General features: G+C 37.6%; 13 protein-coding genes. 6 read left to right on the forward strand and 7 right to left on the reverse strand.

Going from position 1 to position 11,872, the window contains the following annotated elements:
- Nucleotides 1-165 precede the first annotated feature (165 nt).
- The 6 genes from rplL to pgk form a co-directional block, all read right to left on the reverse strand.
- Nucleotides 166-534 carry a 50S ribosomal protein L7/L12 gene (gene rplL, locus GYM74_RS10785; protein ID WP_034901671.1) on the reverse strand — a complete coding sequence of 123 codons (369 nt, stop codon included), beginning with the start codon at nucleotides 532-534 and terminating at the stop codon, nucleotides 166-168.
- Between the two features lie 58 nt (nucleotides 535-592).
- On the reverse strand, nucleotides 593-1,090 hold the full coding sequence (gene rplJ, locus GYM74_RS10790) for a 50S ribosomal protein L10 (RefSeq protein ID WP_220218211.1): 498 nt from the start codon (nucleotides 1,088-1,090) through the stop codon (nucleotides 593-595).
- Between the two features lie 231 nt (nucleotides 1,091-1,321).
- Nucleotides 1,322-2,023 carry a 50S ribosomal protein L1 gene (gene rplA, locus GYM74_RS10795; protein ID WP_065635706.1) on the reverse strand — a complete coding sequence of 234 codons (702 nt, stop codon included), beginning with the start codon at nucleotides 2,021-2,023 and terminating at the stop codon, nucleotides 1,322-1,324.
- Nucleotides 2,024-2,026: 3 nt separating this feature from the next.
- On the reverse strand, nucleotides 2,027-2,455 hold the full coding sequence (rplK, locus tag GYM74_RS10800) for a 50S ribosomal protein L11 (RefSeq protein ID WP_034884321.1): 429 nt from the start codon (nucleotides 2,453-2,455) through the stop codon (nucleotides 2,027-2,029).
- Between the two features lie 191 nt (nucleotides 2,456-2,646).
- Complete coding sequence (gene fbaA, locus GYM74_RS10805) at nucleotides 2,647-3,726, reverse strand: class II fructose-bisphosphate aldolase (protein WP_220218212.1); 1,080 nt, start codon at nucleotides 3,724-3,726, stop codon at nucleotides 2,647-2,649.
- Nucleotides 3,727-3,799: 73 nt separating this feature from the next.
- On the reverse strand, nucleotides 3,800-4,963 hold the full coding sequence (pgk, locus tag GYM74_RS10810; protein ID WP_220218213.1) for a phosphoglycerate kinase: 1,164 nt from the start codon (nucleotides 4,961-4,963) through the stop codon (nucleotides 3,800-3,802).
- 227 nt (nucleotides 4,964-5,190) lie between these two features.
- Here pgk and rpsT point away from each other — a divergent pair, with 227 nt between their 5' ends.
- The 4 genes from rpsT (at nucleotide 5,191) to dtd (ending at nucleotide 7,488) form a co-directional block, all read left to right on the forward strand.
- Nucleotides 5,191-5,454: a 30S ribosomal protein S20 gene (rpsT, locus tag GYM74_RS10815; RefSeq protein WP_220218214.1), complete on the forward strand. Its 264-nt coding sequence runs from the start codon at nucleotides 5,191-5,193 to the stop codon at nucleotides 5,452-5,454.
- 122 nt (nucleotides 5,455-5,576) lie between these two features.
- A complete protein-coding gene (locus tag GYM74_RS10820) occupies nucleotides 5,577-6,191 on the forward strand; it encodes an SPOR domain-containing protein (RefSeq protein WP_220218215.1) in 615 nt (204 codons plus the stop codon).
- An 11-nt stretch (nucleotides 6,192-6,202) separates the two neighbouring features.
- Nucleotides 6,203-7,045, forward strand: coding sequence for a virulence factor BrkB family protein (locus GYM74_RS10825; RefSeq protein ID WP_220218216.1), 843 nt, complete (start codon nucleotides 6,203-6,205; stop codon nucleotides 7,043-7,045).
- A gap of 8 nt (nucleotides 7,046-7,053) precedes the next feature.
- On the forward strand, nucleotides 7,054-7,488 hold the full coding sequence (gene dtd / locus GYM74_RS10830) for a D-aminoacyl-tRNA deacylase (protein WP_220218217.1): 435 nt from the start codon (nucleotides 7,054-7,056) through the stop codon (nucleotides 7,486-7,488).
- Nucleotides 7,489-7,641: 153 nt separating this feature from the next.
- On the opposite strand, the gene GYM74_RS10835 is transcribed toward dtd, so the two are convergent.
- On the reverse strand, nucleotides 7,642-9,021 hold the full coding sequence (locus GYM74_RS10835; RefSeq protein ID WP_220218218.1) for a histidine-type phosphatase: 1,380 nt from the start codon (nucleotides 9,019-9,021) through the stop codon (nucleotides 7,642-7,644).
- A gap of 358 nt (nucleotides 9,022-9,379) precedes the next feature.
- Here GYM74_RS10835 and dauA point away from each other — a divergent pair, with 358 nt between their 5' ends.
- Both dauA and GYM74_RS10845 read left to right on the forward strand, forming a co-directional pair.
- A complete protein-coding gene (dauA, locus tag GYM74_RS10840) occupies nucleotides 9,380-11,053 on the forward strand; it encodes a C4-dicarboxylic acid transporter DauA (protein ID WP_220218219.1) in 1,674 nt (557 codons plus the stop codon).
- A gap of 190 nt (nucleotides 11,054-11,243) precedes the next feature.
- Entirely contained in the window at nucleotides 11,244-11,792 is a 549-nt protein-coding gene (locus GYM74_RS10845; RefSeq protein WP_220218220.1) for an HdeD family acid-resistance protein, read from the forward strand.
- The last annotated feature ends 80 nt before the right edge of the window (nucleotides 11,793-11,872 follow it).

The following is an 11,872-nucleotide window of genomic DNA, read 5'->3' on the forward strand; positions in this document are numbered from 1 at the left end:
ACCTCATCGAAAATATCTATAAATATCAATTGATTAGGCTTAATAAATATACTATTTCTTTATTACTTCTTATTGATAATCTTAAAATAAAATTCTTTGACTTATTACAGCGCAAAAAGGCTGGAGGTAAAAAACCCCCAGCCATTTAGCTTGCTTTTGATAAACTTATTTAAGTTCGACAACTGCACCAGATTCTTCAAGTGCCTTTTTAAGTTCATCTGCATCAGCTTTGCTAACGCCTTCTTTAACTGTTGCTGGAGCTGATTCAACAAGATCTTTAGCTTCTTTTAAGCCTAAACCAGTTGCACCACGAACGGCTTTGATAACCGCTACTTTGTTAGCGCCAACATCTTTTAAGATTACATCAAATTCAGATTTTTCTTCTGCTGCTTCAGCTGGACCAGCTGCTGCAACTGCTACAGCTGCTGCTGCAGAAACGCCAAATTTTTCTTCCATCATTGATACAAGTTCAACAACGTCCATTACAGACATTTCAGCAACTGCATCTAAAATTTGTTCTTTAGTGATAGACATAATATAGTTTCCCAAATTTACATTTTTTTAATTGATAAAATTCACAATCACAGCGCTATTAAGCAGCTTGTTTTTGATCGCGAACCGCTGCAAGAGTACGAACCAATTTGCCAGCTGCGGCTTCTTTCATGGTTGACATCAAGCGAGCTAATGCTTCTTCATAAGTAGGTAATGTTGCTAAGCGATCAATGTTCGCTGCGGTAATCAACTCACCTTCAAAGGCTGCGGCTTTAATCTCAAAATTATCATTTTCTTTAGCGAACGCTTTAAAAATACGCGCTGCGGCACCTGGGTGCTCGTTTGAAAATGCAATTAGAGTAGGACCAACAAACGTATCTTTTAAACACTCATATTGAGTGTCCTCTACAACACGGCGTAATAGCGTATTACGAACAACACGCATATAAACACCAGCTTCACGAGCAGATTTACGTAATGCAGTCATTTTTTCTACAGTTACGCCACGAGAGTCAGCAACAACTGCAGATAGCGCACCTTTGGCGATTTCGTTAACTTCAGCAACAATTTCTTGTTTATTTTGAAGATTTAGTGCCATTGGTATTGCTCCTGGATTAAACTAGGCAAAGCCTAGACTGATTTTAACTAGTTACACACGTAACTAGCATAACCACGATGAGCAGAATTCCTGTATTATATCTTATCAGGTTCTGTCACCGTCTACGTAGAAAAATTAAGTAATCAAATATCAATTACACCTACGGTCTTGGACGGGGTCTGGTTAAGGCCAGACACCAACCGATTTTTTGTTTAACTGGCTAACAGCTAATTAAACAGTTGCATTTAATGTTGCTTGATCGATAGCAACACCAGCGCCCATTGTTGTAGAAAGGCTTACTTTCTTAATAAATACGCCTTTTGATGAAGCTGGTTTTGCACGTTTTAATGCAACAAGTAATGCTTCTAAATTCTCTTTAAGCTTATCTGCATCAAAATCAGCTTTACCGATAGTAGTATGGATAATACCATTTTTATCATTACGGTAACGGATTTGACCAGCTTTAGCGTTTTTCACTGCTTCAGCAACGTTAGGTGTTACAGTACCGACTTTAGGGTTTGGCATTAAACCACGTGGCCCTAAAATTTGACCTAATTGACCAACAACACGCATAGCGTCTGGAGATGCAATAACAACATCAAAATCCATTTCGCCTTTTTTGATTTGATCAGCAAGATCGTCCATACCAACTAATTCAGCACCAGCTTCTTTAGCGGCTTCAGCATTTGCGCCTTGTGTGAACACAGCAACACGAACACTACGTCCGGTACCATGTGGAAGCACGATTGCGCCACGAACGTTTTGATCTGATTTACGTGAATCGATACCTAAATTAACAGCAACGTCAACGCTTTCAGTAAATTTAGCAGTAGCAAGCTCTTTTAATAAAGCGATTGCTTCATTGATTTCATATTGTTTAGTCGCATTCACTTTTTCGCGGATAAGTTTAGCTTTCTTAGATAATTTAGCCATGAATTAACCCTCCACTTCCAAGCCCATTGAACGTGCAGTTCCTTCGATAGAACGCATCATCGTTTCAATGGTAGCACCATTCATATCTGCAGCTTTTAATTCAGCGATTTCGCGAATTTGCGCACTCGTTACTTTACCAACTTTTTTCTTGTTAGGTTCGCCAGAACCAGACTTGATTTTTGCAGCTTTTTTCAATAATACAGCTGCTGGTGGGGTTTTAGTAACAAAAGTAAATGAACGGTCAGAATATACTGTAATAACAACAGGAATAGGTAGACCTTTTTCCATGCTTTCTGTTTTAGCGTTAAATGCTTTACAGAATTCCATGATGTTAACACCATGTTGACCAAGTGCTGGACCAACTGGTGGACTAGGATTTGCTGCACCAGCTGCAACTTGCAACTTGATGTAGGCTTGTACTTTCTTTGCCATTTTAGGTTCCTTTTCTCGGGTGCAAACGCCTCTATTAATAACCAATATTAATAAATAGACAGCTCCCCTAAGTTAAATGAGGGCAGAATTATCCTACAACAAATAAAAAAATGCAAGTTTTATTTATTAAAGGATAAACCAAAAGCAGGGCTATCACCCTGCCTTAAGTTAATATGTTTAAAAACAATAAGTTAAAGTACGTTTACTGCATTAAGCTCTTTAAATGCAAGTTCTAAACGTGAAACTAAAGACTCTTGACCTTTACGTAACCATACGCGTGGATCATAGTATTTTTTATTTGGCGCATCGGCACCTTCAGGGTTACCTAATTGACCCTGTAAGTAAGCTTCGTTCGCTTTATAATATTCTAAGATACCTGCCCAGTTAGCCCATTGAGTATCAGTATCAATGTTCATTTTAACAACACCGTAACTTACTGCTTCAGCAATCTCTTCTGGTGTAGAGCCAGAACCGCCATGGAATACGAAGTTTAGTGATTTTTCAGGTAAATTGAATTTTTCTGATATAAATTTTTGAGAGTTATCAAGAATTTTTGGCGTTAATTTAACATTACCTGGTTTATAAACACCATGTACGTTACCGAATGCAGCCGCAATGGTAAAACGTGGGCTAATTGCGCTTAAACGTTCATAAGCGTAAGCAACGTCTTCTGGTTGAGTATAAAGTGCTGAACTATCCATATGGCTATTGTCAACACCGTCTTCTTCACCACCAGTACAACCTAATTCAAGTTCTAATGTCATTTTCATTGCAGACATACGAGCAAGATATTGACAACAAATATCAATATTATCTTTTAATGTCTCTTCAGATAGATCGATCATATGTGAAGAAAATAGTGGTTTACCGGTTTTAGCAAAATGCGTTTCGCCAGCATCAAGTAATCCATCAACCCATGGTAATAATTTTTTTGCACAATGGTCAGTATGAACAATAACAGGCACGCCATATTTTTCAGCCATAAGGTGAACATGTTTAGCACCAGAAATCGCACCTAAAACAGCAGCTTCTTGCCCATCTAATTTCAATCCTTTACCTGCGATAAATTGAGCGCCACCGTTAGAGAATTGAACGATAACAGCAGAACCAACTTTAGCCGCAGTTTCAATTACTGCATTAATTGTATTAGTGTCAACACAGTTAACAGCGGGTAATGCAAAATTATTTTCACGAGCAACTTGAAACACTTTTTGAACATCATCACCGGTTACAACACCAGGTTTAACGACATCAGAAATCTTTGTAGCCATTTTAATACCTATAAATTTATTTATATAAAAATTAAAGGATGAGTGATTGACTCATCCTTCATATAGAAAACTATTACGCTTTTGCTCTCTCTTCTAGCATTGCAACAGCAGGAAGTTTTTTACCTTCTACAAACTCTAGGAAGGCACCGCCACCAGTTGAAATATAAGAGATTTTATCTTCAATACCAAATAAATCAATCGCAGCTAATGTATCACCACCACCAGCAATTGAGAAGCCATCGCTATCAGCAATTGCTTTAGCAACAATCTCAGTACCACGACGGAAATTAGGGAACTCAAATACGCCTACAGGGCCATTCCATAAGATCGTTTTGGCTTTTTTGATAATGTCGGCTAATGCTTCAGCTGATTTGTCGCCTAAATCAAGAATTTGATCATTTTCTTTAACATCGGCAACTGATTTTTCAGTCGCTGTTGCTGTTTCGCTAAATTCAGTTGCAACACGCACATCAGTCGGGACAGGAATATGGCAGTTAGCCATTAATTTTTTCGCTTCAGGGATTAAATCAGCTTCATAAAGTGATTTACCAACATTGTAGCCTTCTGCTGCGATGAAAGTATTAGCAATACCACCACCAACGATAATTTGATCGGCAATTTTTGATAAAGAATCAAGTACAGTTAATTTAGTTGATACTTTTGAACCGGCAACAATTGCAACCATTGGGCGAGCTGGATTATCTAGCGCTTTACCTAACGCATCAAGTTCGGCGGCTAATAAAGGACCGGCACAAGCGATCGGGGCAAATTTACCAACACCATGAGTTGAAGCTTGCGCACGGTGAGCAGTACCAAATGCATCCATGACATAGATATCACAAAGTGCCGCATATTTTTTTGATAAAGCTTCGTCATCTTTACCTTCACCCACATTAAAACGAACGTTTTCAAGCACAACAAGTTCGCCTTCTTTAACATCAACACCGTTTAAGTAATCTTTAACTAAACGTACAGGGAAAGAAACATGCTCTTTTAAGTAATCAACTACAGGTTGTAATGAAAACTCTGGGTTATATTCACCTTCCGTTGGACGCCCAATGTGTGAAGTAACCATTACTTTAGCGCCTTTTTTAATTGCTTCTTCAATAGTTGGTAATGATGCTTTAATACGAGCATCAGAGGTTACCTTACCATTTTTGACTGGCACATTAAGATCTGAGCGAATAAATAAGCGTTTTCCTTTTAGATCAAGATCTTGCATTCTAATAATAGACATGAGACTTCCTCTTATAAATATAGATATAATAAAATTTTCACTATTCTAACATAAAATTTCTAATTAGGTTATAGCCATTATTGGCTGAATAGTAAACATTTATCATAATGATAAAAAATAGCAATTCTTAATTTTTTTTGTACAACGCCATTGACAATAGGCAGAAAATCAGGCATATTTTGCCGCCTTATTAATATGTAATTTTTTTCTAAACTTGGGAGTTGACTTTGGCTAATATCAAATCAGCTAAGAAACGTGCGGTTCAATCTGAAAAACGCCGTAAACATAATGCTAGTAACCGTTCAATGATGCGTACTTATATTAAAAAAGTTTACGCAGCTGTTGCAGCTGGTGATAAACAAACAGCTGAAGTAGCATTCAAAGACATGCAAGCAGTTGTTGACCGTCAAGCAGCTCGTGGCTTAATCCACAAAAATAAAGCTGCACGTCATAAAGCGAATTTAGTTAAACAGATTAAAGCATTAGCGTAATGTTTTATTGATCTGTTAACTATTAAAGTTAAAGAAAATTAAAAAAAAGTGGTGTAAGCCACTTTTTTTATTTGTAAACTACTCATCTAATAATTATTAACTAAAATACAAGAGAGTATATTGTGGTTCAGCGTGATTATGTGAGAAAAAAAAAGCGCCAAACAAAAAAAAATAAATCACAAAGCTTTTCCGGTTTAATGATTTTTCTTGCAATCATTATTATTGCGCTATTTTCTGCTATTTTATATTTTGTTTCGAATAATCATCCCAACAAACCCGTTGAGCCACCTAAAGTAAAAACGGAACCACCGGCGATAACCTTGCCAGAAAAACCGCAAGAACGCTGGACGTATCTCAAAGAGTTAGAGACACCAAACGCTAATCCTGGTACTAACGCAATTGCCAGTGAAAGACAACAGATCTTAGACAGTTTTGTGAATAATTCCCGTAATGTTCCAACAACGTCATCACAGCCAAAACCACCGACTACGTCTTCTCAATCAGCAACAGATAGTAAGGATGCAAATAAATGGTTATTACAATGCGGAGCCTTTAAAGAAAAAGCGAATGCTGATACCTTAAAAGCAAAACTTGCTATGATTGGAATAAGTGGTAATATTGCCTCTGGACAGTTGTATCGTGTTACCGTCGGCCCATATACCAGTAAAAGTAACGCAGAGAAAGCACTAAATTCATTAAAAGGTAATGGGATCAATAATTGTATTATTTCTAACTAATAAGAAATTATATGAATATACTCAAACAAATACAGTCCTTTTCGATGATGTTGTGGTCTCGCCTTAATCATGACCGCTTGACCACTTCAGCAGCCGGGCTTGCTTACACTACGATTTTGGCTTTAGTTCCGCTTATCACTGTCATCTTTTCTTTGCTTTCTGCTTTCCCAATGTTTGATGAAATAAGCCTTTCATTAAAAAAATTAATTTACAGTAACCTTGTCCCTACCGCCAGTGATACGATACAAAATTATCTTGAACAGTTTATCGCCAACACCAAAAAGATGACCTTTGCTGGGGTCATTGGCTTAATAGTCACTTCGTTATTATTAATCAACACTATTAATACAGCACTTAACCATATTTGGAAAACTAAGCGTAAACGCTCGTTTATGTACAACTTAACCATGTACTGGACGATTTTAACATTGGGGCCGATTTTAGTCGGATCAAGTGTGGCAGTAAGTTATTATATATTTTCACTTAAATGGTTATCTGTCGCTGCCACCGGTAATATTTTACTGAGTATATTACCGTTTTTGATTTCTGTGGTTGGATTTTGGTTACTTTATAGCATTATTCCGACCGAATCGGTACCACTTAAAGAGTCGATGATTGGCGCAATTGTGGCAGCAATACTTTTCGAATTAGGAAAGCGCGCATTTGCACTTTATGTGACCTCCTTCCCAACTTATCAACTTATTTACGGTGTTGTTTCGTCGATTCCTATCATGCTGGTTTGGATTTACTGCTCCTGGTGCATTGTACTTTTTGGCGCAGAATTTGCCGCAACATTGACAGAATTTAATCGACAAAAAAAGCAGCCCCTTGAAAACCAGCCTCAACCGGAGTAAATCGTATTATGATCGCCTTAATTCAACGTGTTAAACAAGCTTCTGTTACTATCGATGATCACATTGTTGGACAGATTAAGCATGGCTTACTTATTTTACTTGGCGTTGAACAAGGCGATGACGAACAAAAAGCCAAACGTTTATGTGAAAAAGTGCTGGGATATCGGGTTTTCAGTGATAGTGACGGTAAAATGAATTTGAATGTCAGTCAAGTAAATGGCGAAGTGTTAGTGGTTTCCCAATTTACTTTAGCGGCCGATACCCAAAAAGGGATGCGTCCGAGCTTTACTAAAGGCGCTAACCCACAACTAGCCAACCAACTCTATCAATTTTTTGTAGAACAATGCCAAAAACAGATAAACACCCAAACCGGTCAATTTGCCGCCGATATGCAAGTGGCATTAATTAACGACGGCCCGGTCACTTTTTGGCTACAAGTGTGATCATCTGATTAAAACGCCTTAAATCTTACCAATAGTTAAAAATCCACCCATTAAAAACCAACACTGATAGAATAACGTGTTGGTTAGGCAACATTATCTTTCTGTCACAAAATTTAGCTAAACGGTGACAAAACCGCTTTGGCAGCGGTCAAATCATTGCAAATTTTGTAACATTTTCATCATATTTTGGTTTTGCATTAACCCCAATTTATTGAGCTTGTCGGTATAAAACTGTTTAACCTCATCCCAACGATAGTAAGGATAATTGACGGTGCTAATTGGCAGATGAACTTCTCGCTCATTTAATAATACCTTCACCAGTATCGGTTGGTTAGCCTGCTCGCTACGATAAAAAATCCATTGAATATTGGCGCCCATGGGGACAATTTTATCGGCTCGCCAAACGTTTGGATAATCAAAAATTGATGCAGCCACCGTTGCCGCCCCTTCGATTTCTAGTAATGTGGCTAACGGCGAGACAGTTTCAGCGTGAGCAAAGCGTAAATTGGCATCAATATGACCATTTTCAATGGCTTTATCAGCACTTGTTAACATATCCCATAATAGCGGCGCAGCGATTTTAATTTGAATACCATTTGCATCCCACGCCGGACCAATTTGCAGATAGTTTTTAGCTGTGACAACGGTATTAAGCCATGCGTTATCATCTACTGAAAAATAATCATCAAAATCAAGTTGATTATCGACTAATACCTGTGAAGGTAATGCTAACAACTCTTGATAAAGTTGGAAAAGCGCAATCACAAAATCTTCCGTCTTAATCGGCGATTTATCATTAATTGAGATACCTTCATTTAACTGTGATAAAAACGCATCAGTAAAGATTTTTTTGCCTACCGTTCGACTAATTTCAATCGTTTTTGGGTCATGCTCAAGTGATGTTAATGCCTGTTTAACAAGACCGCTTTTTTTATATTCATCGTAAGCCGGCGCATAGTTAAAAAAGCGCAATAAAAATTGCTGTTCTTCCGGCTGAGTGGCTATTTCAATATCAGGATATAGGTCTTGAAAAGCTTGCATAAAAATTTGAGCGGTCTGTTTTGCTCTTGATGACGTTGAGCTGAGCACCTCGATCTTCTGCCCTTTAAATACGGTTGGATTATTGGCTAGCATGCGCTTGCTAATTAACGCAATATCGTTGCGACCAAGATCGGTCAGCTCACCATAGTGCTTATTATTGAGCTGTTTAATAGCAGCAACTTGAGTAATTAACGCTTTACCTGCTGGGGTTAGCTGGTTATTTTTTTCTGCCAATATTAAAACACTATAGGCAATATCTTCATATTTTGCTTTACTGATATAGCGTGAACCATGCCGACCAACATGATCGATATAAAATGCACTATAGCCTTTTGGTGCCGGCGTTAGCATTTGCAGATTATCATATTGATAAGCCGATTTTGAGCCAGCTAATTGCGCAAGCGCAAACACCGATGAAGATAAAGCTAGTAACATAATTAATCCTATCGCTTTAAATGAATGTTTAAAAAATTGCTGCTTTGCAAACACCATAAATCGCTCCTACAAATCATGCAAGACAAGTGATAAAAAGAGAGGGTAGTTTTTATTTTTTAATAGTGGCGAGTAAAGAAAGTACTCAGTAATAGATTAAAGCGAAAAGTGGCGCTAAACAAGCGATTTAATAAAACAATATTATTTACCACGGCTGATTGATTCATTAAATTAAACGGCAAATAGTTTTAATCAAATACCATTTTGCTAACCCTAAACTTTTTCCACGCCAAAGCTAAATTTATTCACTTTATTTAATTACAAAATAGATTTTATTTTCACAACACTCTTTTAATTTTTTTAAAAAAGATTATCTTATTAGTATTCAAGTTATACCTCACTAATTGATTAAAAGATAATGAAATTATATGGCTTTTCCGGAACGCTAATTAGCAGTGCATTAATATCATCATGTATTAAAACCCCTTATACCACAACACGTTTTTTTAAAGACTTAATTGCAGGCATTACTGTTGGTATTATTGCTATACCGCTCGCCATGGCGTTAGCTATCGCTAGTGGTGTTCCCCCTCAACACGGTCTATATACGGCAATTGTTGCAGGATTTGTTATTGCCATAACTGGCGGTTCACGCTTTAGTGTTTCAGGCCCGACTGCGGCATTTGTGGTTATTTTATATCCGGTTTCGTTGCAGTATGGCTTATCCGGACTCTTAGTTGCCACCTTGCTTTCCGGTTTTTTTCTTATTTTAATGGGGATAATTCGTTTAGGGCGCTTAATTGAATATATTCCTTTGCCAGTGGTATTAGGTTTTACTTCCGGAATTGCAATCACCATTGCCACCATGCAGATCAAAGATTTTTTTGGATTAACCCTTGAGCATATGCCGGAAAGCTATGTCGGCAAAGTGATCGAACTGGTTAAAACTTTTCCAACAATTAATCTGGCTGATACTTTAGTCGGTTTAGTGACATTAGTTGTGTTAATTGTATGGCCAAAACTGAGGGTAAAAATTTCCGGTCACTTACCGGCATTGGTTGCCGGCATGATAGTGATGTTTATTTTAAATCAATTTAATTGTCATATTGAAACAATAGGATCTAAATTTAGCTATACTTTACCGGACAACACTATCGGTCATGGTATACCGTCTGTGTTACCGGAATTAATCTTACCTTGGCAACATGCCGATTTTAAATGGGATTGGTCAACGATTTCTGCCCTTACGCCAATCGCTTTAACAATGGCAATGCTTTGTGCGATCGAATCACTACTTTGCGCAGTTGTGTTAGATGAGATGACCCACACCAAACACCACTCAAATAGTGAGCTAATTGGTCAAGGTTTGGGCAACATTATTGCACCATTTTTTGGTGGCATTTCAGCAACCGCCGCAATTGCACGCTCAGCGGCAAATGTAAAAGCGGGTGCGACATCACCAATTGCGGCCGTATTGCATTCAGTCATTGTATTGCTGGCGCTGGTCTGTTTTGCGACAGTATTGTCGTTTATACCCCTTTCGGCAATGGCGGCTTTACTGTTAATTGTGGCATGGAACATGAGCGCTGTTCAGCGAGTAATTTATATTATCAAACGTGCGCCTAAAGATGATATATTAATCATGCTTATCTGCATGTCATTGACGGTATTGTTTGATATGGTCATTGCTATAACATTAGGCATTGTGCTTGCTTCAATTCTCTTTATGCGTCGCATTGCCAGCATGACTCGCTTAGTTGAACTTAACCGAAGTGATGATAAAACCTTAGTTCTTCGTATTAGTGGTCCACTATTTTTTGCGGCTGCTGAGCGAACATTTTTGGAACTGTACCAAAAAATAAATGGATACGAAAATATCGTATTACAATGGGATGCGGTGCCAATACTCGATGCAGGTGGACTTAATGCATTAATACATTTTATCGATGAACTGCCCGAACAGGTAAATTTATCGATTTGTGAATTACAATTTCAACCGTTAAAAACGTTGGCACGCGCCAAAATTTTACCTATTCCCAATAAATTAATGTTTTACTCAACACTAGATGAAGCACTGAAAGATAAAAATTAATTTTACAATTCGCTTTATTATGCTGAGTGATTTTTGTACAATTTAAATGCACTTAATCTTGCTATTTATCGTGTCTTTACGTTATCAATTAGTATTTTTCAATTCAGATTCAAGGCGTAACAACGTTAAATATGAAATGAAAAATACTGTTATTAACAACCATAAATCAATTATAAAATAGGAAATTAACATGATATCAAACACAAATAGTATTGAAGAGCTTAAACAAAAATCAGGCTGGTTTATTGTTATTGGTATAATTTTAATGATATTAGGTGCCTTAGCCTTAGGCTACCAGTTTATTGCAACCGTTTTTTCCGTCTATTTTATTGGAACTTTAATTTTAATTGCCGGTATTGCCCAAGCAGTCCATGCGTTTACGGTTAAAGGTTTCGGACAATCTGCGCTATGGGCAATAATGGGGATTTTATACATCTTTATTGGTGTAATGTCTTATTTCCAACCGGTGGCAGTATCTTCTGCATTAACGTTAGTTATCTCAATCTTATTAATTATGAGTGGTTTTACCCAAATATTTGCTGCCATGAATAACCGCCACTTACCAAGTTGGGGTTGGGTGTTAACCTCAGGTATCATTACACTAATTTTAGGCGTGATGATTATCGTCGGTTGGCCATATGATAGTCTTTGGGTGTTAGGCATGTTCTTAGGAATAGACTTAATATTTCAAGGTTGGGCATATGTGGCTATTGGTATTGCTCTGAAAAAACGCCCATAAGAGAATAGATTAACTTGTTGCCCACCATTTATCACTGGTAGTTTGTGGGCAACAGTCCATGATAGCCATTCCCCCTCACC

The organism is Gilliamella sp. ESL0405, from assembly GCF_019469205.1.
Classification (GTDB): domain Bacteria; phylum Pseudomonadota; class Gammaproteobacteria; order Enterobacterales; family Orbaceae; genus Gilliamella.

Excerpts from the sequence above, each read along its gene's own strand:
- rplL (WP_034901671.1), bottom strand. The coding sequence starts at position 534 with ATGTCTATCACTAAAGAACAAATTTTAGATGCAGTTGCTGAAATGTCT.
- rplJ (WP_220218211.1), bottom strand. The coding sequence starts at position 1,090 with ATGGCACTAAATCTTCAAAATAAACAAGAAATTGTTGCTGAAGTTAAC.
- rplA (WP_065635706.1), bottom strand. The coding sequence starts at position 2,023 with ATGGCTAAATTATCTAAGAAAGCTAAACTTATCCGCGAAAAAGTGAAT.
- rplK (WP_034884321.1), bottom strand. The coding sequence starts at position 2,455 with ATGGCAAAGAAAGTACAAGCCTACATCAAGTTGCAAGTTGCAGCTGGT.
- fbaA (WP_220218212.1), bottom strand. The coding sequence starts at position 3,726 with ATGGCTACAAAGATTTCTGATGTCGTTAAACCTGGTGTTGTAACCGGT.
- pgk (WP_220218213.1), bottom strand. The coding sequence starts at position 4,963 with ATGTCTATTATTAGAATGCAAGATCTTGATCTAAAAGGAAAACGCTTA.
- GYM74_RS10825 (WP_220218216.1), top strand. The coding sequence starts at position 6,203 with ATGAATATACTCAAACAAATACAGTCCTTTTCGATGATGTTGTGGTCT.
- dtd (WP_220218217.1), top strand. The coding sequence starts at position 7,054 with ATGATCGCCTTAATTCAACGTGTTAAACAAGCTTCTGTTACTATCGAT.
- GYM74_RS10835 (WP_220218218.1), bottom strand. The coding sequence starts at position 9,021 with ATGGTGTTTGCAAAGCAGCAATTTTTTAAACATTCATTTAAAGCGATA.
- dauA (WP_220218219.1), top strand. The coding sequence starts at position 9,380 with ATGAAATTATATGGCTTTTCCGGAACGCTAATTAGCAGTGCATTAATA.
- GYM74_RS10845 (WP_220218220.1), top strand. The coding sequence starts at position 11,244 with ATGATATCAAACACAAATAGTATTGAAGAGCTTAAACAAAAATCAGGC.